We start from the raw sequence: 25,329 nt of genomic DNA, 5'->3' as shown, positions 1-25,329 counted from the left end.
GATGACACTCGCGGACCAGGCGTCCACGCCCCCCGCCGCGGCCCCCGCCGCCCCGGCCCCGAATGCACCGGCCGCATTCGCCGCGGCCCCCGAGTCGCTGCTCGCGACCCCGGTGCAGGTGAGCCAGGCCGAGATCACGCAGGAGATCCGCGATCTCCACGCCGAGTACGACCGTCGTGAGGCCGCCGGCGAGGTGCTCCCCGCCACGATGTGGGACTTCCCGCCCTACCGGTCGAGCATCCTGCGGCATCCCACCAAGAACCCCAAGCTCGTCGACCCCGAGACGATCGAGCTGCTCTCGCCGGCCTTCGGCCAGCGCGACGTCGCCGCGATCGAATCCGATCTCACGCTGCAGCACTCCGGCGAGCCCATGGGGGAGCGCATCACCGTCCGCGGTCGCCTGCTCGACTCGTGGGGTCGCCCGATCGCGAATCAACTGATCGAGATCTGGCAGGCCAACGCGGCCGGGCGCTACATCCACCAGCGCGACCAGCACCCGGCCCCGCTCGACCCGAACTTCACCGGCGCCGGGCGCACGGTCACGAACGATCAGGGCGAATACCTCTTCACCACCATCAAGCCCGGGCCCTACCCGTGGAAGAACCACACCAACGCCTGGCGCCCAGCGCACATCCACTTCTCGGTGTTCGGCAGCGCGTTCACGCAGCGCATCGTCACGCAGATGTACTTCCCGGGCGATCCGCTGTTCGCCCTCGATCCGATCTACAACACCATCCGCCGCCAGCGCGATCGCGATGCCCTCATCAGCATCTACGACCACGACCTCACCGTGCCGGAGTTCTCGATGGGCTACCGGTTCGACATCGTCGTGGACGGCCCCGACGCCACCTGGTTCGAGCCCGAGGAAGAGCACTGATGCCCCGCCCCACCGGTCCGAAGACCCTGACCCCGTCCGCCGGCCAGACGGTCGGCCCCTTCTTCCACTACGGCGTGCAGTACGACGCGATGCACCAGGTCGCCTTCCCGCACTCGCCCGGGGCGATCGTGCTGTCGGGCACGGTCACCGACGGCGCAGGCGCGCCGATCCCCGACGCGCTCGTGGAGGTCTGGTCGGCCGACAGCGACGGCACCGTCTCGCGCGCCCGCGGCGCGCTCCGCCGCGACGGTCACACCTTCACCGGCTACGGCCGCTCGGGCACGACCGACGACGGCCACTACGAGTTCTGGACCCGCAATCCCGGGGCCGAAGCCGGCAAGGCGCCCTTCTTCGCGGTCATCGTCTACGCCCGGGGCCTGCCGAACAAGCTGCACACCCGCATCTACCTCCCCGACGACGAGGCACTCCTCGCCGCCGACCCGCTGCTGGCCTCTCTCGACGCCGACGAGCGCGCTACGCTCATCGCAACGCGCACCCCCGACGGACATCTGCGCCACGACATCCGGCTGCAGGGGGAGAAGGAGACCGTGTTCCTTGCCTTCCCCGACGCTCCCGCCTGACACGTCCGGCCGCTCCGGCGCGATCGACGTCGGCCTCCTCAGTCCCGTCACCGTCGGTCACGACGCCGGGGTGTCGGATGCCGCGGTGCTCGACGCCCTGGTCACCGCTGAGGTCGCCCTCACCCGCGCCTCCGCGCGCGTCGGCGCCGCACCCGAACGTGTCGTCGCCGAGGTCGCCTCGACCTTCGGCTGGCAGGACGGGCAGAGCGGATGCCGCGGGCACGGCGTCGCCCTCGGGGATCTCATCGCGGCTTCCGTGGCGGGAGGCAATCCGGTGATCCCGCTTGTCGGCACCCTGCGGTCCCGCGTCTCGTCGGAGGCGGCGACGTGGATCCACCGTGGGGCGACGAGCCAGGACATCCTCGACACCGCCCTCGTCCTCGTGGCGCGCTCCGCCACGGCAGACGTCGCCGCATCGCTCGCCGCGACCTCCGCCGCCCTCGCCGAGCTCGCACGCACGCACCGCGACGAGGTGGCGGCGGCCCGCACACTTACCCAGCATGCCGTCCCCACGACGGTCGGCGCCCGCATCGCGGGCTGGCTCCGCGGCATCGACCGCGCCCGGACCAGGCTGGACGCTGTCCGGGCGGGGCTTCCCGCGCAGCTCGGCGGCGCGGCCGGAACAGCCGCCGCGTTCGCCGAGCACCTGGGGTCCTCCGAGGCCGCCGCCGCACTCATCGACGCCTACGCCGCCGAGCTCGGCCTCGCCGCCCCGGCGGCGCCCTGGCACACCGAGCGCTGGCCCATCACCGAGCTCGGCGACGCGCTTGTGCAGGCGATCGATGCGGTCGGCAAGGTCGCCACCGACGTCGCGACCCTCAGCCGCACCGAGATCGGCGAGCTCGCCGAGGGCGCCGGCGGCGGATCGTCGGCGATGCCGCAGAAGCAGAACCCCGCGTCATCCGTCCTCATCCGCTCCGCGGCGCTGCGCGCCCCGCAGCTCGGAGCGACCCTGCACCTGGCCGCCGCGCTCGCCGCCGACGAACGACCCGACGGTGCCTGGCACGCTGAATGGCCGACGCTGCGGGAGCTCCTCCGTCTCGCGCTCGGCGCGGCGGCGAACGCCGCGCGGCTGGCGGCAGGGCTGCGCGTGGACTCCGCCGCCGTCGCTCGAAACCTCGCGGCCACCGGCGGGCTCCTCGTCTCGGAGCGGCTGTCGATCGTCCTGACCCCGCTCATCGGCGCGGCGCGCGTGCGCGAGCTCGTCGCCGCGGGCGCGCGTGGCGACGACCTCGCGGCATTGCTGCGCGCCCTCCCCGAGCTCGGGGGGACGGATGCCGCCGGCCTCCTCGACCCGGCCGCCTACACCGGGCTCGCCGGTGCCTTCGTCGACCGCTCGGTCGCCGCCGCCTCGCCCGCCGCCGATCCGGAGGAGCACTCCCCATGACCCGCCCCGTGCTCGCCCTCACCGACGCCGGCGGACCGGCAGAGGCCCCGCTCGTGGTCCTCGGCAACTCGCTCGGCACCTCGACGATCCTGTGGGACGAGGTCGTCCCGGCGCTGGGCATCACGTTCCGGGTGCGCGCATTCGACCTCCCGGGCCACGGCGTCTCGCCGGCGGCATCGGAGCCGTTCCGCGTGGCCGACCTCGCCGATGCGCTGGCCGACGAGATCGCTGAGCCCTTCCACTACGCGGGGGTGTCGCTCGGCGGCGCCGTCGGGTTGGAGCTGGCCCTCCGGCATCCCGCCGTCGTCCGCTCTGCCACGATCCTCGCGTCGGGCGCGAAGATCGGCACTGCCGAGGGATGGCACGAGCGCGCAGCCCAGGTGCGGCAGCAGTCGACGTCGTCGCTCATCATCGCCTCGGCCGGGCGCTGGTTCGCGCCCGACACGATCGCCCGGAACCCCGACCTGACGGGGCGGCTCCTGCACTCCCTGCGCGACGCCGACGCCGAGAGCTACGCGCTGTGCTGCGAGGCGCTCGCCGCCCACGATCTCCGCGACCGGCTGTCCGAGATCACCGTGCCCGTGCAGGCGGTGTGGGGCGGCCACGATCAGGTGACCCCCGAGACCCTCGCGCGCGAGATCGCCGATGGGGTCGCGCGAGGCCGCGCCACCGGCATCCCGACCGCGGCCCACCTGCCGCCCGCCGACGATCCCGCTGCCACGGCGACGATGATCGCGGACTTCGTCAGTGAGATCGAGAGGACAACGGATGACACGGCCTGACGGCGAGGGACTGACCGACCAGGAGCGTTACGACCAGGGCATGGCGGTACGCCGCGAGGTGCTCTCGGACGCCCACGTCGACCGGGCGATCGCGGGGATGACGCCGCTGACGGCGGACTTCCAGGACTTCATCACGCGTGTCGCGTGGGGCGACGTGTGGTCGCGCCCGGGGCTCGATCGACGTTCACGCTCGGTGGCGGTGCTGACCGCCCTCATCGCCCTCGGTCACCACGAGGAGCTCGCGATGCACCTGCGCGCCGCGCTACGCAACGGGCTCACCGTCGACGAGGTGCGCGAGGTCATCCTGCAGTCGGCGGTGTACTGCGGGGTGCCCGCGGCCAACACCGCCTTCCGCATCGCTGCAGAGGTCTACGCCGACACGCCATGATGTGAGCATGAGCGCAGAGCCCCTCGTGACCGACGCCGCCGCCCCTGCCGACCGGGTCACGATGCGTTTTCTCGCGCTGCCCCACGACGCCGCCGCAGGCGGCCTCACCGTCGCGGCCGGCAGCGTGATGGAGTGGATCGATCAGGCCGGGTACGCCTGCGCGGTCGGCTGGAGCGGGCGGTACTGCGTCACGGCTTACGTGGGGAATGTGCACCACACGCGGCCGATCGCGCCGGGGTCGCTCGTGTCCGTCCACGCCCGGGTCGTGCACACCGGTCGGTCGAGCGTCCACGTCGCCGTCACCGTCGAGGCCGGCGACATCCGCTCCCGCCGGTACGAGCCGGCGACGACCTGCATGCTCGTCTTCGTCGCTGTCGACGACGATCGCCGCCCGGCGTCGGTTCCTCAGTGGACGCCGCGCACCGAGGCCGACCGGGCTCTCGGAGCGATCGCCATCTCGCGGATCGCCGCGCGCGACACCATCAAGAAGGCCATGCTCGGTCAGGTGTACACCGACGACACCGCCGCGCCCCGCTCGCAGCTGCGCTTCCTCGCCCCGCCGAGCGCGGTGAACTTCGGCGGTGCCGCGCACGGCGGCACGGTGATGGGATGGATCGACGAGGCGGCCTTCGCGTGCGCTGCGGCGTGGTCGTCCGACAAGGCCGTGGCGGTGTACTCCGGCGGCATCCACTTCCTCGCCCCCGTGCGCATCGGGCACCTCGTCGAGCTCGACGCGCGCCTCATCTACACCGGGCCGCGCAGCATGCACATCGTCGTGCGCGTGCTCTCGGCCGACCCCCGCACACCCGCCGAGAAGACCCTCACCACGCAGTGCATCATGGTCTTCGTCGATCCCGGCCCCGACGGCCGCGCCCGGCCCGTGCCGCGGTGGGAGCCCGAGCTCGCCGAGGACGTCCGGCTCGTGAGGCATGCCGTCGAACTCATCCACGAGCGCGAGCGCATCGTGCCGATCCCCGCCGCGCTGACGCTGCAGGACTGACCGCGCCGCTTCGCGCGTCGCCCGTCGCCGCTCGCCGCTCCTCGCCTGTCGCAGTCGGCGGCCCGGTAACGCACATCGTGACAGCTGAACCGAGAGGCGCGTTGAACGGTCGGTTCGCCTGTCAGATGCGGCGCCTCGCCACCGCACATCGCGACCACCGAGGCACGATCAGCCGAAGGCGCGACGCCACGAGGGGTCGCGCCAACGCGCGTTTCGGCGTACCCTGGGTACGACATACGTACATGTGTACGTATCGCGAACATTCTGCAGGTCAGACAGGAGTCGGTGTGATCGACAAGACCGTGGCGGGCGTCGCAGACGCCGTCGCCGACATCCCCGACGGGGCGACCGTCATGATCGGCGGCTTCGGTCGCGCCGGTCAGCCGGTCGAGCTCATCGACGCCCTCATCGCGCAGGGTGCGAAGGACCTGACGATCGTGAACAACAACGCCGGCAACGGCGACGTCGGGCTCGCCGCACTCCTCGCCAAGCGGCGCGTGCGCAAGATCATCTGCTCCTTCCCCCGTCAGAGCGACTCGTGGGTCTTCGACGGCCTCTACCGCGACGGCGACATCGAGCTCGAACTCGTTCCGCAGGGCAACCTCGCCGAGCGCATCCGCGCCGCCGGCGCGGGGATCGGCGCGTTCTTCTCGCCCACCGGGGTCGGCACCGAACTCGCCGAGGGCAAGGAGGCCCGCGAGATCGACGGTCGCACCTACGTGCTGGAATACCCGATCAAGGCCGATGTCGCCCTCATCAGCGCGCTCAAGGGCGACCGGTGGGGCAACCTCGTCTTCCGCGAGACGGCTCGGAACTTCGGTCCGATCATGGCGACGGCGGCGACCCGCACGATCGCGCAGGTCGACCAGATCGTACCGCTCGGAAGCCTCGACCCCGAGGCCGTGGTGACCCCCGGCATCTTCGTCGACCGTGTCGTCGCGGTGGGCGAGCGCCCCTGGCTGAACGACGGCGCCTTCGTGGGCGGCGTCGACCTGGAAGGACGGCCCGTTCGATGAGCACCCGCATCTCGCGAGACGACCTCGCCCGCCGCATCGCCGCCGACATCCCCGAGGGCGCGTACGTGAACCTCGGCATCGGCGCCCCCACCCTCGTGGCGAACTTCCTCCCCGCCGACCTCGAGATCATCCTCCACACCGAGAACGGACTCCTCGGCATGGGGCCCGCGCCCGAGCCCGGCGCGGTCGACCCCGACCTCATCAACGCCGGCAAGCAGGCCGTCACCGCCCTCCCGGGGGCGGCGTACTTCCACCACGCCGACTCCTTCGGCATGATGCGGGGCGGCCACCTCGACGTCTGCGTCCTCGGAGCGTTCCAGGTCTCCGAGACCGGCGACCTGGCGAACTGGTCGACGGGCGCGCCCGGCGCCATCCCCGCCGTCGGCGGGGCGATGGACCTCGCCATCGGCGCCAAGGATGTCTATGTGATGACCGACCTCCTCACCAAGACCGGGGAGTCCAAGCTCGTGACCGCGTGCACCTACCCCCTGACCGGGGTCGGCTGCGTCACCCGCGTCTACACCGACCACGCGATCTTCGACGTGACCTCCGACGGATTCGCGGTGCGGGAGGCGTTCGGCGACAACACCGTCGCCTCACTCGAAGAACTCACCGGCCTCAGCCTGGCCTCGGCGGAAGGACACTGACCATGCCCGCGACCTACGTCTACGACGCCGTCCGCACCCCGTTCGGCCGCGCCGGCGGCGCGCTCTCCGGCGTCCGCCCCGACGACCTCGCCGCCGTGGCCATGAAGGCCGTCGTCGAACGCACCGGGCTCGACCCCGCCCGCATCGACGACGTCATCTTCGGCGATGCCAATCAGGCCGGCGAGGACAACCGCAACGTCGCGCGGTTCGGCGCGCTCCTCGCGGGGTTCCCCACCACGGTCCCCGGGGTCACCGTCAACCGGCTCTGCGGGTCGAGCATGGAGGCCGTCATCCAGGGATCGCGGGCCATCGAGGCCGGCGATGCCGACGTCATCCTCGCCGGCGGGGTGGAGTCGATGAGCCGGGCGCCCTTCGTCGTCGAGAAGTCGCCGAAGCCGTGGCCGGCCACGGGCAACCAGACCATGTGGAACACCTCGATCGGGTGGCGCATGACGAACAAGGCGCTCCCGAAGGAGTGGACGATCTCCAACGGCGAGTCCGCCGAGAAGCTCGCGTCGATCTACGGGATCTCCCGGGAAGAACAGGATGCCTTCGCCCTGCGCACTCACGAACGCGCCGCCCAGGCGTGGGGCGACGGTGTCTTCGACGGGGAGATCACCCAGGTTCCCGGCACCGAGCTCGCCCGTGACGAAGGCATTCGCGCCGACACGACGCTCGAGAAGCTCGCAGGACTCCGGGCGCTCTTCGCCGCCGACGGCACGGTGACGGCCGGCAACTCCTCGTCGATCAACGACGGTGCCGCGGCGATCCTCCTCGGCGCCGAGGGGGCCGTCGACGCCGAGCCGCTCGCGCGCATCACCGGTCGCGCGGCGTTCGGGAACGATCCCGACGTGTTCGGTGTCGCCCCGGTCGAAGCCGCCAACCGCGCGCTCGCGCGGGCGGGCCGCACGTGGGCCGATGTGGACATCATGGAGCTCAACGAGGCGTTCGCCTCGCAGAGCCTCGCGTGCCTGAAGCTGTGGACCGAACTCGACCCCGAGAAGGCGAACGTCCACGGCGGCGCGATCGCGATCGGGCACCCGCTGGGTGCCTCGGGCGCCCGCGTCATCGGCCGGGCGGCGCACGAGCTCGCCCGCCGCGGCTCGGGTGTCGCCGTGGCCGCGCTCTGCATCGGCGTGGGGCAGGGGCTCGCGGTGGTCCTCGAGCGGTGAGCGCCAGGGACCCGGAGCCGTCGAGCGAGTACGTCCAGTCGCTCGCGCGCGGACTCGGCGTCATCCGCGCCTTCGATGCGGAGAACCCCTCCCTGACCCTCAGCGATGTCGCGCGACGCACCGACCTCACCCGCGCCGCGGCGCGACGGTTCTTGCACACGCTCCAGACCCTCGGCTACGTCCGCAGCGACGGCCGCGCCTTCGCGCTGACGCCGAAGGTGCTCGAGCTCGGATTCAGCTATCTCTCCGCTCTGACGCTGCCGGAGGTCGTGCAGCCGCACCTCGAGGCTCTCTCCCGCGAAGTGGACGAGAGCGTCTCGGCGGGGGTGCTCGCGGGTACCGAAGTGGTCTACGTCGCGCGCGTGCCCACGCGCCGCATCATGAGCGTCCGCATCACGATCGGCACCCGGTTCCCGGCCTACGCCACCTCGATGGGAAGGGTGCTGCTGGCCGCGCTCCCCGAGGCGGCGGTCGCCGACATCCTCGCCCTTCTTCCGCCCGAGCCTCTCACCGACCGCACCCTCACCGATCCCGAGGCGCTCGCCGCCGAGATCGCGCAGGTGTGTGAGCAGGGGTGGTCGCTCGTCGACGGCGAGCTGGAGCCGGGCCTGCGGTCGGTCGCCGCCCCGGTCCGCGATCGCACCGGCACCGTCGTGGCCGCCGTCAACATCTCTACGAGCGCCACGCGCGACACTGTCGACCGGGTGCGCGAGACCTACCTCCCCGCGCTCCTGGCGACGACGCGCGCGATCGAGGCGGACCTGCGGCTGGTGTAGGGGCATCCGTTCCCTCAATGCGGATATCCGTCGTTCTTATGAGCAAAAACGACGAATCGGGCTAGCCTGGGGATGGGCCTGTCGAGGCCTCGTGCCGGCGTCGTCGCCGCGCCGGACCATCCCGACGAAGTGAGCATCGATGCTTCTCGAACGAGACATCCTCCAGTCCATCGGCTTCCGGAACGTCCACGAGGGCGACCGCGTCACCGGATTCCAGATCCGGCTGCGCATGCCGTCCTACCGCGGCATGGCCGCCTCACTCATCGACGGCGTGGCGGTCCGCGTCGGCGACCTCGTCGATGTCGGACCCGGCGTCCCGCGCTGGACGCTCCAGGGCCGCACGTACACCCTCCAGGAGTTGTGGGACTCCGAGGGTGTGCGGTGGCCCCTGGAGGATGCGGCGGTGATCACGGTGCCCTTCGACGGCGGACTCCCCGAGGGCACACACGAGGTGTCGATCGAGCTGCGCCTCCGGATGTCGTACATCCCGGTCGAGCATCAGCCCTCGACTTACCGCGAGACCCGTCACATCACGCTGACCTCCGACCTCGACGGCGGGCCCTTCAAGTACGGCGTCTCGCTCTACAGCTTCATGCACGACTTCGGCACGGTGCTCGACCTCGAGTCGGCGCTCGCGCACGTCGCGGACGTCGGCGCCACCGGGGTCGAGATCCTCGGCGAGGGGCACATCGCCGGCTACCCCGAGCCCTCGACAGCGTGGATCGACACGTGGTTCGCCCTGCTGGAGAAGTACTCCCTCGAGCCGACCAACTACGGCTCGTGGATCGACACCCGGCTGCACTCCAGCGGCCCGAACGCGCGAGACCTCACGGCCGCGGAGGGGGCGGCGATGCTCCAGCGCGACCTGCGGCTCGCGCGGCGACTCGGATTCGGGTTCGTCCGGCCGAAGATCGGCGTGGTCTCCAGCGACCTCGTGCCGCACCCGACCTGGACCGAAGCGGTCGAGCGGAGCCTCGACCTCGCCGCCGAGCTCGACGTGATCATCTGCCCCGAGATCCACTCGCCCACGCCCATCAAACACGAGGTGGTCGACGACTACATCGGGCTCATCCAGCGCACCGGCACGAAGCACTTCGGCCTGCTGCTGGACACCGGCATCTTCCAGGACCGGCCGATTCCGCTTCGCCCCGGCGAGCTCCCCGGGCAGCGCCCGGCCTTCCTCGACGGCATCGGCGTCGACCCGTCTGATATCGCCGACATCGCCGAGTATGTCGTGTTCATCCAGGCGAAGTTCCACGACATCGACGAGAGCCAGGTCGACCAGCAGATCCCGTGGCAGCCGGTGCTTCGGGCGCTGAAGGACGCCGGCTACTCCGGCTACCTCTCCAGCGAGTACGAGGGCGATCGCGCACCGTGGCGCTCCATTGAGCAGGTCCGCCGGCAGCACAGCCTCATCCGCCGCATCGCCTCGAGCCTCTAGGGGGGATCCCATGCCCAACGGACTCATCGCCGACGACAGCCTCCGTCTGCATCCCGACGGACTGGCGCTCCGCCTGACCCTCCCGTGGTACCGCAGTCTCTGGCTGTCGTCGGTGTCCACGCTCGCCGTCACCATCGACGGAACGGAGGTGGCGGCATCCGATCTCTCCTTCGAGCTCGCCGGGCGCCGGTATGCGCTCGACGAGCTCTCCGCCCAGAGCGAGACGCTATGGTTCCTGCAGGCGCACCCGCTGCTGATCGCGCGCCGCGACGAGAAGGTAGCCGTCGGCGACACCCACGAGGTCACGGTGCACGGCGAGCTGCGTCTGCCCTACATGCAGATCGCGCCCGGGGCAGACGGCGGCCCGGGCCTCTACGTGCCCAATGTCGTCCATCAGACCCTTACTCTCACGGCCACCGACGTCGACGCCCCGCCGCCGGCGCTCGTGCACGATGTCGCCCCGCCGCCGCCGGCAACCGACAGCGATCCGTTCCAGCTCGGACTGACCCTGTACTCGGCGAGCGCCGAGTTCCGCGCCGGCTGGTACGACTTCGACGGACTGCTCGGCCGGGTCGCCGAATTCGGGATCGGTCCCGGCATCGAGATCGTCGCGTCGCAGGTGGTGCCCACGTACCCCGTCGTCTCGGATGACTTCGTCCGCACGTGGCGAGAGGCGTTCGACCGGCACGGGTTCGCAGAGAGCTCCTTCGGTGCGAACCTCGACATGGGCCGGCGGCGCGATCGCGACATGACGCCCGACGAGGAGTTCGAGTTCTCACTGGAGATGTTCCGGGGCGCCAAGAAGCTTGGCTTCCCCCTCGTGCGCATCCAGTCGGCAAAGCCCACGCTGCTGCAGCGTCTCCTCCCGGTCGCCGAAGATCTCGAGCTGAAGCTCGCCTACGAGATCCATGCGCCGCTCGGCCCGAACGCGCCCGAGATCATGAGGGTGCGCGACACCTACGCCGAACTCGATTCGCCCCTCCTCGGCTTCGTCGCGGACTTCTCCTCGACGATGCACGCGATGTCGCCGACCCTCCTGCGGGCGGTGCGCCGGGCGGGGCTCGATGACGAGGCGGTCGACAGGCTGCAGGAGATCTGGGCGACGGATGCGTCGATGCGCGACCGTCAGCAGGAGTTCATCGCGTACCTGCACGGTCGGGGCTTCGACCCGGGCCGGCTCGGCGCCTTCGCCCACCTCGCCTTCAACATGCACGGCCACGTCGATCCGGCCGAGTGGGCCGACATCATGCCGCAGATCCTCCACGTGCACGCGAAGTTCTACGACATCGACGAGTCGGGCCAGGAGCCGGCGATCGACTACCCCGCGCACGTCCGGGTGTTCGTCGACGGCGGATACCGCGGCTACTGGTCCAGCGAGTGGGAGGGGCACGCCTTCGCCGAGCTCGGCGAGGTCGATCCGCTGCTCCTCGTCCGGCGTCAGCACGACCTGATTCGTGCGGCGATGCGAGAGCGGGAGACGGTGTGACCGACGGCACGACCGAGGCCGCCGACCTCCGTCGGCTGCCGATCGCGGAGGCCATCCGCCGGCTCGCTGAGCACGGCGAGCCGGCGGACCCGAGACCCGACATAGACACCGCGGCGCTCAGGCGCCGCTTCCCCCACCTGGCCGGTGTCGAGACCTCCGACGTCCGCATCGACGGACCGTACGGCCGGCCGGTTCCGGCGCGGCTGTACCGCGACGCCGCGGCAGCGACGACCGGCCGCGCCCTGGTGTGGGTGCACGGCGGGGCATTCATCGGCGGGTACCTCGACATGCCCGAGGCGAACTGGGTCTCTCTCGAGATCGCGTCGCGCGGCACCCCGGTCCTCTCGGTCGACTACGTCAAGTGCCTCGGCGAGACGCACTTCCCCGAGCCCACCGACGAGGTGCGCGCGGCGTTCGCGCACGCGGTCGCGCACGCCGCGGAGCTCTTCGGCATCGACCCCGGGGCGGTGCTGCTGGGCGGTGCGAGCGCGGGCGGCAACCTCACGGCGGGCGCGGTGGCGCAGCTGCAGGATGCCGGTGAGCCGGTGCCCGCCGGGCTCGTGCTGGTCTACCCCGTCGTGCACCCCAATGCACCGGAGGCGTCGAGCTCGGTCGACCTCGCGTCGCCGCACGGGCAGCTGTCGCTGAACTTCGCGGGATCGCAGGAGGCGCTCGCCGACCCTCACGCCTTCGCCGCGCTCGGCCGCGTGGACGGCTTTCCCCGGACACTCGTCGTCGTGTGCGAGAAGGATGCACTCCGCCCCTCGGGCGAAGCCTTCGCCCGTCAGCTCGCCGAAGCCGGCGTCGACGTGCAGCTGCGCGTCGAGCCGGGTGCCGACCACGGTCACATCAACGAGCCTGCGGATCCGACGGCATCGCCGACGGTCGAGGCCATCGCGGAGTGGATCGGCGCGTGAATCGCGCGACGCGCGAACTGCTGCGCGCCGGTCTGCGCGGGGTGGCGGACATCAGCGTCAGCGCGACCGGCGTCACACCGATGCGCCTGCCGGCGTGGGCGAGGAGCCAGACGGATTCGGACTGGATGCTCATCGCCTCGGAACAGGCCTCTGGGGTTCGCTTGGAGCTGCAGACGGCGGCCACGTGGCTCGAACTGACCGTCCACACCACCGGTCTGTACCTGCCGTGGATCCCCGACCACGTTCGATGGGCGGTGTTCTCTGCGACGGTCGACGGCGAGCCGGTCGGCGATGCCCGGGTGACCGGCGGATCGGAACGGCACCTCGCCGAGCCGGGGGGACCGCGGTTCGTCAGGGGTGAGCCGGCCGTCGCGCGGTTCGATCTCGGCGGCACCGGCCTCGAGGAGCGCAGGGTCGTGGTGTGGCTGTCGCAGAACGAGTCCGTGGAGATCCTGGATGTGCGCGCGGACGCGGCCCTGTCACCCGCCGAGCCGCTCGGCCGGCTGCGCTGGTGGCATCACGGCAGCTCCATCAGCCACTGCATCGAGGCGGAGACGCCCCGCGGGGTGTGGCCGGTCGCCGCTGCCGACCAGCTCGATCTGGACGTGACCAATCTCGGCTTCGCCGCGAACGCGCACCTGGACCCGTTCACGGCGCGCGCGATGCGCGACTCCGGCGCGGACCTGTTCAGCCTCAAGGTCGGCATCAACATCGTCGGTGGCGACACCATGAAGCGACGGACCTTCGTTCCGGCGGTGCATGGATTCCTCGACACGATCCGCGAGGGCGCTCCTACGGCCCCGATCCTCGTCATCTCGCCGATCCTGTGCCCGATGCACGAGGATACGCCCGGCCCGACCGTCACCGATCCGGAGACGGGCGAGCGCCGCGGCACGCCCCCCATCGTGCCCGATCCGCTGGAACCTCCGCTCACTCTCCGTTCGGTGCGCGAGATCCTGCGGGGCATCGTGGCGGCGCGCGCCGTGGCGGACACGAGGATCTTCTTCCTCGACGGGCTCGACCTGTTCGGCGCTGACGACATCGACGAGTTGCCCGACGGGCTCCACCCGAGCCCTGCCGGCTATCTGCGGATCGCCGACCGATTCGCCGGGGCGCCGGTCGTGTCCGCGTGGATCGACGCAGCCGAGCCGGAGCCGCGATGACGACCTTCACCAACCCGATCCTCGGGGGAGACCGGCCCGACCCCGCCGTCATCCGAGTAGGCGACGAGTACTGGCTGACCTATTCCTCCTTCGAGGCGGCACCCGGACTCCTCCTGTTCCGTTCGACCGACCTCGTGAACTGGGTGTACGAGGGGTCCGCGCTCGCCGAGCCGATCGGCAACACCTTCGCCGTCGACATCGCCGAGCATGACGGCCGGTTCTTCATCTACATCCCGTTCATCCCCGCGCCCTGGTCGGAACTCACCGAGCCGTCGATCTTCGTCATCCACGCCGAGGCGATGGCGGGTCCGTGGTCCGAGCCGATCGATCTCGGCATCCGGGGAGCGATCGACCCCGGCCACGTGGTCGGCGAGGACGGCACGCGGTACCTGTTCGTCAACGGCATCCGGCGCATCGCGCTCACGGACGACGGGCTTTCCACCGTCGGCGACCTCGAGCACGTCTACGACGGCTGGCGCTACCCGGACGACTGGGTCACCGAGGCCTACGCCCTCGAGGGGCCGAAGCTGTTCTGGTGCGACGGCTGGCTCTACCTCGTGAGCGCCGTCGGCGGGACGGCGGGGCCACCCACCGGCCACATGGTGATCGTCGCGCGTTCGCGCTCGGTGAACGGGCCCTGGGAGAACCACCCGCACAACCCGATCGCGCGGACGACGAGCGCCGACGAGAAGTGGTGGTCGCGGGGGCACGCCACGATCCTCGAGGGCCCGGGAGACGAGTGGTACATGGTGTCGCACGGCTACGAGAACGGCTATCGCACGCTGGGTCGGCAGATTCTGCTCGAACCGATCGCGTGGACGGAGGACGGATGGCCCGTGGCGCCCGCCTCGGATATCGGCGGCACCCTCTCCGCGCCGGCGGAAGCGGTGCCGCAGCGCCGACCCGAGCGAGCGACGGAGGAGATCACCGGATTCCGGCTGGGAGAGCGATGGAACTTCCATGCCCCCTCGCGCGGCGAGTTCCGACGACTCACCGTGGAAGACGACCAGCTGGTTCTCCACGGGAAGGGGACGGGGCCGGCCGATTCGTCGCCCCTGGCGCTCGTCACCGGCGACCACGCCTACCAGGTGGAGGCCGACGTCGAGCTCGACGGCGACGGCGAGGCCGGGGTGCTGCTGTTCTTCAACGGCCGGCTCTTCTGCGGCATGGGTATCGACGGCCACGGGATGCGCAGCTACTCCGGAGGCATCCGCACGCACTGGCGCGAGCCGGCGCCGGCGATGCGCCGTCTGTCGCTGCGCCTGCAGAACGACCATCACGTCGTCACCGGCTGGTGGCGGGAGCCCGGCGGTGAATGGGTGCGGCACGGCGTCCGGTACGAGACCTCCGGCTACCACGCCAACACGATCGGCGACCTGCTGAGCCTCCGGCCTGCCCTCTACGTGGCCGGGGCGGCATCCGCCCGCTTCCGCGACCTGCGCTACCGGCGCCTCGACTGACGCGCGGACGGCGAACCGCGGTCAGCCGACCGCGACCGCCTCGGGCATCGACGCGACGTGCGCGCCGGAATCGACGATCCGCCCGGCTTCGACGAAGAGGTCGCGCATCCACCCGTGCTCGGGGTCGCGCCCGTGGACCGGATGCCACCACAGGGCATTGGTCAGAGGTGTCGGGACGAACGGCAGCCCCACGGCACGCACACCCCCGGCGCGGGTGGCGAGGTGGGCGATGGCCTTCTGGATGATGCCGATGCGCCGCGTGCCGGCGATGAAGTGGCTCATCGCGAGGAAGCTCTCCACGATCGCCTCGATGCGCGGTTCGATCCCGAGCTGCTGCACCTGTCGGCCCGCCGAGGTGAACGCCGACCGGGTCTGATAGGTCATCACCCAGGGGAGGTCGGCAAGCTGGCCGCGGGTCAGTTCGTCTCCGACCTCGTCGTTGCCGGTGGCGACGAGCGCCGTCCAATCGTCGTGCCAGAGGTCGACGAACGGATGATCCGAGATCGGCCCGTGGGGGATGATCATGCCGTCCACCGACCGCAGCCGCGTGGCGGCATCATCCACGATCGTGGGATTGTGCAGCATGAAGCGGAAGCGCACGCCGGGCGCGCGCTCCGCGGCCAGGCGCGACACCACGCTGCCGACCGTGACGAACCCGTAGTCGGAGCCGTAGATCGAGAACTCCCGGGTGGACTCCTCGGGCGACCAGGTGGCCTGGGACTCGAAGACCCGGCGCGCGGCCTCCAGCGCCGACGTCGTGTGCTCGCTCAGCCGCACCGCGAACGGGGTCAGCTCGTAGGTGTTCCCGCGCCGCGCGAGGATCGGGTCGCCGAAGTGGGTGCGCAGGCGCGCGAGAGAGGCGCTGAGGGCCGGCTGGCTCAGGTGCAGTCGCTCAGCGGCCCTTGTGACGCTCCGCTCGGTGAGGAGCGCGTCGAGCGAGACCAGCAGGTTCAGGTCGAGGCGGGACAGCGGCATCTGATCGATCACGGCGGTGTGACCCTTCCGGTGAGGGCGGGATCTCAGCGTATCAATGCGTTCGATGTTCCGGCTACGTCATATCGGCCGCGGCGATGCTGTCATTCGACCGATGACGAGAACCGCCGCCCGGGAGGAGGACCCGGGCGGCGGTGTCGTCAGATGTGTCGTGGGTCAGTCGCCCCAGGCGGCATCCATCTCATCGAGCACCTGGTCGACCGTCTTCTGGCCGGTCAGGAGCCCCTGCACACCCACGCCGAGGGTGTCGTAGACGTCGGGGTTCGGCCAGGTGGCGTTCGGCAGGCCCGCGTAGTCGCCGTTCTCGAGCAGGTCGCCGACCGGCTCGTAGATCGGCAGCAGGTTGTCGGCGGTGGCACCGGAGATCGGGACGAAGCCCGACAGGTCGGCGAAGGCCTGCGACTCCTCGGGGGTGGCGAGCCAGTCGAGGAACTCCTGTGCGGAGGACTTGACGGCGTCGTCGGCCGAGGCGTTGACGGCCCACGCGTAGTTGGCGGACGCGAGGGTGTACGCGTCCCCGCCGTCGGCGGGCGGGAAGGCCTGCACGGTGAGGTCGAGACCGGTGCCGGCCGCGATCGAGGTGGCAGCGGAACCGGGAACCGCAGCGGTGAGGGATGCCTGCGATCCGATGCCCTGCGTGATCGAGTCGAACGTGCCGCCGGCGACGCCGTCCTGGAAGCAGCCGCCGTCGTTCATCTCCACGATGTCCTCGAGCACGTCGCGCCAGCCGCTGTCGGCGAAGGTGACGTCGCCCGCGGCGCGCTGCTCGTTCCAGTCGGGGGTCTCGGCGTACACGCGCGTCGCCGAGATCAGCATCGAGAACAGGCCGGTGTTGAACGGCACGCTGCCGGCGAGCACGGTGAAGCTCTTGCCTCCGTCGCGCGCGGTGGTGCAGGCCTCGAGCAGGTCTTCGTAGGTCTCGGGGTAGCTGTCGATGCCGACTTCTTCGCCCCCGGCGGTGTTGTAGATGAATCCGACGGGCACGAGGGCGGCGGGCTGGGCGTAGACGTTGTCGTCGAAGGAGTACTCCGCCTCGGTTCCCGCGGGGATGGTGCCCGCCGAGGTCTCGTTCAGCGGCTCGAGGAAGCCCGCTTCGGCGAGGTTGACGACCGAGATCGGCTGCCCGGTTCCGGGGGCGAGGATCATCATGTCGGCGGCGTTGCCGGCCTGCAGCTGCGTGGTGACCTGGGTGTTGTAGGCATCGGAGGGGTAGGGGATGACCTCGATCTCGACACCGGTCTGCTCGGTGTACTTGGCCGCGGTCTCGGCCCAGTAGTCGTCCTGATCGTTGGCCTGGGCAACCATCAGGCTGAAGTTCGCCGAGGCGTCGTCGCCGGAGTCGCCTCCGCTGTCGGACCCACCGCTGTCGGTACCGCCCGAGCAGCCCGCGAGGACGAGGGCGCCGGCGGCGCTCACTGCCAGGAGGGACCAACGGAGGCGCCGGATGTCGGAATGCTGTGACATGTCGACCTTTCGTGACGTCGTTGTCGCCAGTGCAGGACTGGCGCGGCTTCGGATCTGCCGCACCCTCAGCCTGGCACGATATGCCGCTTTTCGACATAACTAGTGCTTATGTACGGCTATAGTCCTGGTGATCCGCCGATCGGCGTCGAGAACGAGGGAGACCGGCCCCGCAAGACCCGCCGGACGGAATGCGGCGTCGGATGTGAAGAGTCCCGCCATCGGCGCGTAGACCTGCCCGGTCGGCAGCTGCGCCTCAGCGACGAGCCGATTGCGCCACCCCGTCGCCACCCGGACCTCGAGCCGGTTCTCGCCCGCGCGGACGAGGTCGGTGACATCGATCCGCCACGGCGCCGTCCACACCACGCCGGCGGACACGCCCCCCACGACGACCTCGGCGATGTCGCGCACCTGCGCGAACTGCAGGCGCACACGCCCCGCGAGGTCGGTCTCGGTGAGGGTGAACGTCGTGTCGTACACGCCCACCCCCGAGAACCCCGCCCGCCGGGGGTCACCCGTCCACATCGCGGGCTCACCGGCGGTCTCCCACGGGTCGAATCCGGGGAGCGTGGACCGCCAGGGGCCGGCGAGGCCGACCACCCGCTCCCCGCCGACAGCGGTCGCGGGGGCGGCGACGTCCGCGACGAGGAAGGCGGATCCGAAGGGGTCGAGCTCCAGGGCGAAGACCCCCGGCTCGGCGCTCGATACGGCCTCGAGCCCGACCTCGACGGTCGTCACCGGGTCCCACCGGGCGATCCGGGCCGCGCCTCCCATCGACACCGTCGTGCTCGCGGGGGTGTCACGGGGATTCGCGACGAAGGTCACCAGGCGCCCGTCGATCCGACGCGAAACGGTGCGGAGGGACGGGTCGCCGACGTCGACGGCGGGGGCGATCCCGAGCGTCGGGAGGGCACCAGCCAGATCGGATGTCACCACGAGGCGTCCGCCGTGATCCGACCCCCAGATCCGGTCTCGGGCGGCGGCGAAGGCCCGGGGGTCGTCACCGAGAGACGGCGACGACTCCGGCGCCCGTCCGATGACGGTCGCCCCGGCGGCGAGGAGGCGCTCGATGTGCGTCAGAGCGCGGAGGGTCATCCGATGCGAGGAGCCGCCGAGGGCGAGGGCGGCATACGAGGCACCGCGCGCGGTGACGCGCCCCTCCGCCACGTCGAGGACCTGCTCGAGGGCATCGGCGCCGACGTAGTCGAACCCGTACCCCGGCGGCACCGAGTCATCCGGCTCGTCGCCGAAGAGCCCGGTCACCGGTGCCTCCTCGCCCACGAACACCGCGATGTCCACGACCGGCTCGCCCTCGGCGAGCAGCGTGGAGCATCGCGCCAGGTAGTCGATCCAGGGCCTGGCCATCGAGGCCCACGTCTCGCTCCGCGAGAAGGTCTGTCCGAGGAACGGGGCCAGGGCCATGCCCGGGGCCGGCACCGAGGACGGCTGGTGCGGAGAGGAGTGGATGCAGAATCGGGTGACCCCGAGGGTGAGCTGCAGATCCGCGACGTGCTTGAGGGTCCCCGGCGTCGCCGTCCACGGATCCTCGAAGGCGGTGAACGCCTCCGACCCGGTGCGCGCGGCCCCGTAGACGTGCGCCACCGACGCGGCGCCCCGCAGATCGGCGACGTACGTCGGCCGCGGGCCCTTCTCGGGGGCGAAGGTCCACATCGCCCCCATGGGGACGTCGGCTCCCGCCCGCATGGCCAGGTCATCGCCCAGCTGCGGACGCCCATCTTCGAGGGCCTCGGCGTAGAGGGTCCACGCGCGCCGATGCGCGACCTCGGCGAGCGTGCCGTAGTAATTCTCCGCGAGGAGTTCGGCGAGAGTCCGCCGGTAGTCGAAGAGGAAGCCGTCGGCGCTCGCCGCGTCGCCGACCACCCAGCCGAGGAGGCAGGGCAGCCACGGCGTCGGGTCGTAGCCACGGCGCGCGGCGAACTCCTCCGCGATGGCGTCGGTCCAGTTCTGCAGCCCCGCCTCGATGCTGTCGCTGACGAGGGCCGAGACCGATCCCTCGGCCGGCCCGGCGAATCGCGCCAGATGGGCGTCGAGATAGGTGCGCACCCGCTTCGCGTCGAGCTTGTCGACTTCGGGGCCCGTCGCATCGGGGAGTGCCGGGCCGTTGACCGCGGCGGTCGTCGAGGCCCCGAGCCGCAGGATCCGCCATCGTCCGGGCGGCGGAGTCCACTCCAGGATGCCGCCGCGCACGTGACCGGTGAGGTCGATCACGCTCGCGGGATCGATCGCTCCGGCCGTCGCCTCGGGCGAGTCGAGGGCGTAGTAGTCGGATGCCACGCCGAAGCCCGCCTTCGCCTCGCCCGCGTGCACCCGCGACGCCGTGAAGAGCGCGAACTCGGTGACCTCGAACCTCCGGGCGGGGCGCAGCACGGGCGGTGTCGCGAGCCCGTCGGCCATCGGTGGCAGCGCCGCGGAGGCCGGGAGTCCGGCGAGTCGCAGCCGGAACGCGCGGGAGGTCACCGGGGCGAAGGACGCCGAGCGCACGGGAGCCTTCGTGTCGACGAGCTCGGCCACCTCGACCCAGCCGCCATCCGCCGACTCGGCCTCGAGCGATGCGCGCGCCGGCGGCGCGGCTCCGAAACCGCGCGGGCCGGGAAGCCCCACCACGACGGAGCGCACCGTGACCGGCTCGGCGAATCGTTGGAGGACGGTCGCCTCCGAGGGGCGATCGGGGTCGCGGGGGAGCCGGAGGCCGGCGGCGAACGAGCCGTCGGTGAGGGTCGACGGCGAACCTTCGCCGTCGGGGACGCATTCGACGTCGTCGGGCTCCAGCGGGCGGCGCGCGGGATCGTCCGGCACCCCGACGACCCGCCATTGCGCCGTGAACCGTCGCGCGGGGTCATCCTCTCCCACATCCTGGTAGGCGCCCACCGCGGTGGGGAGCGGCGGGAGGGGGAGTCGGATTCGCGCGCCGCCCACGAGGGTCGCGTCCGACCACACGACCTTCTTCATCGCGTCGGCCGGCGCCACCCAGGGCCCGCCCGAGGCGCTCCACCCCGATGACGTCGTGACGGCGACCTCGAGACCGAGTGCGCGGGCGTGCGAGGTCGCTGCGGTCATCGCGTCGTCCCACGCGCGGGTTCCGGGCCGCACCGGTGCGGGAACGACGAGCGGGAGGCCCATGCCACCGTCGAAGATCTGCACCCCTCGGATCCCCACCTCGTGCAACCAGTCGAGGTCGGCACGAAGCCCCGGGATGTCGACGTTCCCGTCCATCCAGTGCCACCAGACGCGCGGGCGAGCCTCGTCGGGTGGGTCGAGGAAGACCCGGCGGAGGCGGGCGACGGCATCGTCGGCGGGCGGGAGCACGCGCCGATCCTGCCATCGTGTCGGGCCTCGGCGGCACCCTCCGGCGCCTCGCGCCCACTTATATCCGATATCGCAAAGACTAATGTGCGGTTTCGACGCAAGCGTGTGATCCTGAACTCAGAGCGCCCCGAACTGCCGCGGGCGTGCAGACGACGACGAGGTCAGGGCGAATGACAGCGACGATGCAGGACGACCAGAGCACCCGGGCGGTGACCGTGCCGCCGAAGAACCGCCGAGCGAGCACCCGGATCAAGGGCCGCCGGGCGCTCATCAGCTACGGCCACTGGTGGTGGGCGCTCCCGGCCATCGTCCTCGTGATCGGCGTGCACTACGTCGCCACCCTCACGGGCGGCTTCTTCGCCTTCACCGACTGGACGGGACTGGGTGACTGGCAGTTCATCGGCGTCGACAACTTCGTCCGGATCTTCAGCGACCCGCTCCTGCTCGGCTCCGTCTGGAACACGCTGTTCCTCGCGATCGGCTCGGTCGTGCTGACGAACGTCCTGGGGCTCCTATACGCCCTCGCCATCAACCGCATGCTGAAGACCCGCTACATTCTGCGGACCCTTCTGTTCATGCCGGTCGTCCTCAGCCCGCTGGCGGTGTCGTACGTGTGGAAGTTCATCTTCCAGTTCGACGGACCGCTCAACGACTTCCTCGGGCTCATCGGCCTGCAGTCCTTCCAGAAGGTCTGGCTGGCCGACCCCACCTTCTCGATCTGGGCGATCCTCATCGTCATCGTCTGGCAGCAGACCGGCTTCACGATGGTCATCTACCTCGCCGGGCTCGCGTCGGTGCCGGTCGAGGTCGAAGAGGCGGCGGCCCTCGACGGGGCGAACCTCTGGCAGCGCTTCTGGCACGTCGTGGCGCCGGCCATCCGTCCCTCGATCGCGATCGCGACGACCCTCGGCATCATCCAGGGACTCCGGGTGTTCGACCAGATCCTCGCCCTCACCGGCGGCGGTCCGGCGGGGGTCACCGAGACCCTCGCCACCCAGGTGTACAAGCAGGCGTTCTCGCTCGGTCAGTTCGGGTTCGGGTCGGCCCTCGCACTCGTCCTCACCGTCATCATCCTCGTCTTCGCCATCTTCCAGCAGTGGCTCACCCGCGACCGCTCGGTCGGAAAGGCCTGAGACATGTTCCGCTACACCAAGCTCACCGCGGTGCGCGAGGTCTTCGTCTGGGTGGTGACCCTCCTCGGGCTCCTCCCCTTCTGGATCCTCATCATGACCTCGCTGAAGTCCGACCAGGAGGCCCTGACCTCCAGCGCCGTCGCGCCACCGACCGCGCCGACGATCGGCGCCTTCGTCGAGGTGCTCACCACGACCGGGCGCAACAGCATCCCCCTCAGTATCGTCAACAGCGCCCTCATCACGGCGGGCTCGATCTTCCTGCTCGTGCTCTTCGGATCGGTCTCGGCCTACGTCATCGCCCGACGCACGCGCACGTGGACGACCCTGACCTACTACCTCGTGCTGATCGCGATCATCCTCCCCGCGCAGCTGGGCACGGTTCCCCTGTACATCGGCGCCCGCAGCGTCGGTCTCACCGGGTCGGTGATCGGCATGGTCCTGCTGTGGACGGGAATCCTCCTGCCGCTGTCGGTCTTCCTCTACGCCAGCTTCTTCCGGGGACTTTCGACCGAGTACGAGGAGGCGGCCGTCATCGACGGCGCCTCGCCCACCCAGGCCTTCTTCCGGGTGGTGCTGCCGCTCATGGCGCCCGCGACCGGCACGGTGGCGATCCTGACCGGCCTCATCATCTGGAACGACTTCTTCAACTCGCTGATCTTCCTCGGCGGCACCACCACTCAGACGCTCCCGGTGGCCATGTACACGTACGTGGGCGGTCTGGTCTCGGCGTGGAACAAGATCTTCGCCGTCGTGATCATCTCGATGATCCCGATCCTGGCGTTCTACATGTTCGCCCAGAAGCGCTTCATCCAGGGCTTCGCGGGAGGGCTGAAGGGCTGAGGCCCGCACCGATTCGGGGGCGGCCGGATCGTCGAGCAGAGGGTGGACGCCCGCTGCACGTCGCCCACCTCGTTCATCAACACCGACATCGGAGACGTCATGTACCAACTGGCACCCAACATCGAACTCCTCTTCACCGAGGCCGGCGACTACCACGACCGCGTCCGCGCCGCTGCCGGCGCCGGGTTCACCGCGGTGGAGATGTGGGGCCCCACCGGCGCTGACGCCCCGGCGCAGCCGAAGGACCTGCCGGCGCTGAAGGCGGCTCTGGAGGAGACCGGCACGCAGCTCACTGCGCAGCTGTCCGAGCCCCGGACCCAGTTCATGATCCCGCCGTGGGACCACTCGGAGTTCTTCCGCAAGCTCGACGAGGGTGTTGCCATCGCTCAGGATCTGGGTTGCCCGCGCATCGTCGTGGGCAGCGGCACCGGGTTCGGCGGATGGAAGCGCCAGGTGCAGCTGGACAAGCTCATCGAGATCTACCAGAAGGCGATCGCCCAGATCGACGGGTCGGGGATCACCCTCGCGCTCGAGCCGGTGAATGTCCGCGTCGATCATCCCGGTTCGCTGCTGGACCGCACCGCCGAGGCGGTGTACGTCGCCCGGGGCGTCGACTCGCCCTTCTTCGGCGTGCTGTACGACATCTACCACTCGGCCGTGGAGGGCGAGGACATGGCCGCGGAGCTCGCGAACGCGGGCGACCTCGTGGCCTACGTGCAGCTGGCGGACGCCCCCGGACGAGGCGAGCCCGGCGCCGGCTCCCTCGACTGGGCCGAGCGCCTCGGCATCCTGCGCGCGTCGGGATACGACGGCCCGATCGGCCTGGAGTACTACCCCACCGTCGCGTCCGCGGCGTCCGTCGCCCTCATCCGAGACCTGGCGGCAACGGCATGACGCGGTACCCCTCGGAGGTCGACGTCGCCATCGTCGGCAGCGGCCCGACGGGCGCGGCATACGCGCGCATCCTCAGCGAGGAGGCGCCGGGAACCACCATCGCGATGTTCGAGGTCGGACCGACCGTGTCCGACCCGCCGGGCGCGCACGTGAAGAACATCGCCGACCCCGAGGCGCGCGCCCGCGCGCAGGCGGCCTCGGAGGGGCCTGGTGCGCGGGGCGAGAAAGTCGCCAACCCCGGGCAGGCCAAAGCGGGCGTCCGTGCTGCGCGACCGGGCACCTTCCTCCTCGAAGACGGCTTCCGCTTCGAGGGCGAGGACGGGATGCCGGTGGCGGCGATGTCGAGCAACGTCGGCGGGATGGCGGCCCACTGGACCGGTGCCTGCCCGAGACCCGGCGGCAGCGAACGCATCGCCTTCCTCCCCGGCCTCGACGATCTGCTGGCCGAGGCGGAGCGCCTGCTGGGGGTCACCACCGACGCCTTCGATGCCGCGCCGTTCGGCGCGATCGTGCGCGAGCGTCTCGCGGTGGCCGTCGACGAGGGCCGCACCGCCGAGACCCGGGTTCAGCGCATGCCGCTGGCCGCCCACCGCCGCGACGACGGCCGACTCGTGTGGTCGGGATCGGACGTCGTGCTGGGCGAGGTCACCCGTGACAATCCCGGCTTCGCGCTGTTCGACTCCTCACTCGTCACCCGGGTGCTCACGGAGGGCGACCGAGTCGTCGGCATCCGGGTGCGGGACCTCCGCACCGACGAGACGCACGAGGTGAAAGCCCGCTTCGTGGTGGTGGCCGCCGACGCGCTGCGCACCCCGCAGCTGCTGTGGGCCTCGGGCATCCGTCCTCAGGCCCTCGGGCGCTACCTCAACGACCAGGCGCAGATCGTCTTCGCCTCGCGTCTGCGCGGTGTCGAGACCCTGGGTGCCGACGCGCCGACCACGGGGCTTGCGGAGTACAGCGGGGTCAGCTGGGTGCCCTTCACCGACGACATTCCCTTCCACGGGCAGATCATGCAGCTGGATGCCTCGCCGATCCCGCTCGCCGAAGACGACCCCGTCGTTCCGGGGTCGATCGTGGGCCTCGGGCTCTTCTGCGCGAAGGACCTGCAGGCGGATGACCGCGTCGACTTCGCCGACGAGGCCAGCGACGGATACGGCATGCCGGCCCCGCGGATCCACTACCGGCTCACCGAGCGCGACCACGACGTCATGGAGCGGGCCCGTGTCGAGATCGTGCGGCTGGGGGAGGCCATCGGAGACCCGTTGGACAGTCGTCCCTTCACCCTGCCGCTCGGTTCGTCGCTGCACTATCAGGGCACGACGCGCATGGGTCCGACGGATGACGGCACGAGCGTCTGCGGTCCCGACAGTCAGGTCTGGGGCGTCGAAGGCCTGTTCGTGGCGGGAAACGGTGTCATCCCGACCGCGACGGCGTGCAACCCGACGCTGACCTCGGTCGCCCTCGCAGTGGCCGGCGCGCGCAGCATCGCGCGGCGCCTCGACACCGAATTCTTGCTTATGCGGGAAAAAGACAATAGAATGCAGGAATCATGACAAAGACGTGCACGGCGTCCAGCGCCGAGGCAAGG

At 70.9% G+C, this 25,329-nt stretch carries 22 protein-coding genes; 19 read left to right on the top strand and 3 right to left on the bottom strand.

All coding sequences use genetic code 11. From position 1 onward, the window contains the following. Nucleotide 1: 1 nt before the first annotated feature. The 15 genes from pcaH to T9R20_RS15775 all read left to right on the top strand — a co-directional run bounded on the left by pcaH (nt 2) and on the right by T9R20_RS15775 (nt 15,093). Entirely contained in the window at nt 2–877 is an 876-nt protein-coding gene (pcaH, locus tag T9R20_RS15845; protein ID WP_322410300.1) for a protocatechuate 3,4-dioxygenase subunit beta, read from the top strand. Continuing rightward, complete coding sequence (gene pcaG / locus T9R20_RS15840; RefSeq protein WP_322410299.1) at nt 877–1,458, top strand: protocatechuate 3,4-dioxygenase subunit alpha; 582 nt, start codon at nt 877–879, stop codon at nt 1,456–1,458. The genes pcaH and pcaG overlap by 1 nt, the downstream gene beginning before the upstream one ends. Next, nucleotides 1,433–2,845 (top strand): lyase family protein, encoded by a 1,413-nt coding sequence (locus T9R20_RS15835; RefSeq protein WP_322410298.1) that lies wholly within the window; start codon nt 1,433–1,435, stop codon nt 2,843–2,845. Before pcaG ends, T9R20_RS15835 begins: the two co-directional genes overlap by 26 nt. Beyond that, nucleotides 2,842–3,627 (top strand): alpha/beta fold hydrolase, encoded by a 786-nt coding sequence (locus T9R20_RS15830; protein WP_322410297.1) that lies wholly within the window; start codon nt 2,842–2,844, stop codon nt 3,625–3,627. The genes T9R20_RS15835 and T9R20_RS15830 overlap by 4 nt, the downstream gene beginning before the upstream one ends. Continuing rightward, entirely contained in the window at nt 3,614–4,015 is a 402-nt protein-coding gene (gene pcaC, locus T9R20_RS15825; RefSeq protein ID WP_322410296.1) for a 4-carboxymuconolactone decarboxylase, read from the top strand. The genes T9R20_RS15830 and pcaC overlap by 14 nt, the downstream gene beginning before the upstream one ends. A 7-nt stretch (nt 4,016–4,022) precedes the next feature. Continuing rightward, nucleotides 4,023–5,015: an acyl-CoA thioesterase gene (locus T9R20_RS15820; RefSeq protein ID WP_322410295.1), complete on the top strand. Its 993-nt coding sequence runs from the start codon at nt 4,023–4,025 to the stop codon at nt 5,013–5,015. Nucleotides 5,016–5,302: 287 nt separating this feature from the next. Then, nucleotides 5,303–6,031, top strand: coding sequence for a 3-oxoacid CoA-transferase subunit A (locus T9R20_RS15815; RefSeq protein WP_322410294.1), 729 nt, complete (start codon nt 5,303–5,305; stop codon nt 6,029–6,031). Beyond that, nucleotides 6,028–6,678, top strand: a complete 651-nt coding sequence (locus T9R20_RS15810; protein ID WP_322410293.1) for a 3-oxoacid CoA-transferase subunit B — start codon at nt 6,028–6,030, stop codon at nt 6,676–6,678. Before T9R20_RS15815 ends, T9R20_RS15810 begins: the two co-directional genes overlap by 4 nt. A 2-nt stretch (nt 6,679–6,680) precedes the next feature. After that, nucleotides 6,681–7,850, top strand: coding sequence for a thiolase family protein (locus T9R20_RS15805; RefSeq protein ID WP_322410292.1), 1,170 nt, complete (start codon nt 6,681–6,683; stop codon nt 7,848–7,850). After that, nucleotides 7,847–8,626 carry an IclR family transcriptional regulator domain-containing protein gene (locus tag T9R20_RS15800; RefSeq protein WP_322410291.1) on the top strand — a complete coding sequence of 260 codons (780 nt, stop codon included), beginning with the start codon at nt 7,847–7,849 and terminating at the stop codon, nt 8,624–8,626. Before T9R20_RS15805 ends, T9R20_RS15800 begins: the two co-directional genes overlap by 4 nt. Nucleotides 8,627–8,765: 139 nt before the next feature. Next, on the top strand, nt 8,766–10,067 hold the full coding sequence (locus T9R20_RS15795; RefSeq protein WP_322410290.1) for a C-glycoside deglycosidase beta subunit domain-containing protein: 1,302 nt from the start codon (nt 8,766–8,768) through the stop codon (nt 10,065–10,067). Between the two features lie 10 nt (nt 10,068–10,077). Next, nucleotides 10,078–11,553, top strand: coding sequence for a C-glycoside deglycosidase beta subunit domain-containing protein (locus tag T9R20_RS15790; protein WP_322410289.1), 1,476 nt, complete (start codon nt 10,078–10,080; stop codon nt 11,551–11,553). Continuing rightward, on the top strand, nt 11,550–12,470 hold the full coding sequence (locus tag T9R20_RS15785) for an alpha/beta hydrolase (RefSeq protein ID WP_322410288.1): 921 nt from the start codon (nt 11,550–11,552) through the stop codon (nt 12,468–12,470). The genes T9R20_RS15790 and T9R20_RS15785 overlap by 4 nt, the downstream gene beginning before the upstream one ends. Beyond that, a complete protein-coding gene (locus T9R20_RS15780) occupies nt 12,467–13,633 on the top strand; it encodes a GDSL-type esterase/lipase family protein (protein WP_322410287.1) in 1,167 nt (388 codons plus the stop codon). The genes T9R20_RS15785 and T9R20_RS15780 overlap by 4 nt, the downstream gene beginning before the upstream one ends. Then, nucleotides 13,630–15,093: a family 43 glycosylhydrolase gene (locus T9R20_RS15775; protein ID WP_322410286.1), complete on the top strand. Its 1,464-nt coding sequence runs from the start codon at nt 13,630–13,632 to the stop codon at nt 15,091–15,093. Before T9R20_RS15780 ends, T9R20_RS15775 begins: the two co-directional genes overlap by 4 nt. Nucleotides 15,094–15,114: 21 nt before the next feature. On the opposite strand, the gene T9R20_RS15770 is transcribed toward T9R20_RS15775, so the two are convergent. The 3 genes from T9R20_RS15770 to T9R20_RS15760 all read right to left on the bottom strand — a co-directional run bounded on the left by T9R20_RS15770 (nt 15,115) and on the right by T9R20_RS15760 (nt 20,874). Further along, nucleotides 15,115–16,080, bottom strand: a complete 966-nt coding sequence (locus tag T9R20_RS15770) for a LysR family transcriptional regulator (protein ID WP_322410285.1) — start codon at nt 16,078–16,080, stop codon at nt 15,115–15,117. Nucleotides 16,081–16,242: 162 nt separating this feature from the next. Next, nucleotides 16,243–17,550 (bottom strand): extracellular solute-binding protein, encoded by a 1,308-nt coding sequence (locus T9R20_RS15765; RefSeq protein WP_322410284.1) that lies wholly within the window; start codon nt 17,548–17,550, stop codon nt 16,243–16,245. A 99-nt stretch (nt 17,551–17,649) separates the two neighbouring features. After that, a complete protein-coding gene (locus T9R20_RS15760) occupies nt 17,650–20,874 on the bottom strand; it encodes a glycosyl hydrolase (protein WP_322410283.1) in 3,225 nt (1,074 codons plus the stop codon). 170 nt (nt 20,875–21,044) lie between these two features. Here T9R20_RS15760 and T9R20_RS15755 point away from each other — a divergent pair, with 170 nt between their 5' ends. The 4 genes from T9R20_RS15755 to T9R20_RS15740 all read left to right on the top strand — a co-directional run bounded on the left by T9R20_RS15755 (nt 21,045) and on the right by T9R20_RS15740 (nt 25,294). Beyond that, entirely contained in the window at nt 21,045–22,007 is a 963-nt protein-coding gene (locus T9R20_RS15755; protein ID WP_322410282.1) for a sugar ABC transporter permease, read from the top strand. Between the two features lie 3 nt (nt 22,008–22,010). Next, the gene (locus T9R20_RS15750) at nt 22,011–22,847 is read left to right on the top strand and encodes a carbohydrate ABC transporter permease (RefSeq protein WP_322410281.1); all 837 of its coding nucleotides are present in this window, start codon (nt 22,011–22,013) and stop codon (nt 22,845–22,847) included. A gap of 99 nt (nt 22,848–22,946) precedes the next feature. Next, the gene (locus tag T9R20_RS15745) at nt 22,947–23,741 is read left to right on the top strand and encodes a TIM barrel protein (protein ID WP_322412203.1); all 795 of its coding nucleotides are present in this window, start codon (nt 22,947–22,949) and stop codon (nt 23,739–23,741) included. Then, entirely contained in the window at nt 23,738–25,294 is a 1,557-nt protein-coding gene (locus tag T9R20_RS15740) for a GMC oxidoreductase (protein WP_322410280.1), read from the top strand. The genes T9R20_RS15745 and T9R20_RS15740 overlap by 4 nt, the downstream gene beginning before the upstream one ends. Nucleotides 25,295–25,329: the final 35 nt, after the last annotated feature.

Origin of the sequence: Microbacterium invictum (assembly GCF_034421375.1) — a bacterium.
GTDB classification, from domain to species: domain Bacteria; phylum Actinomycetota; class Actinomycetes; order Actinomycetales; family Microbacteriaceae; genus Microbacterium; species Microbacterium invictum_A.
The sequence above is the reverse complement of the archived record's forward strand: the minus strand, read 5'-3'. Positions and strand labels throughout refer to the sequence as shown.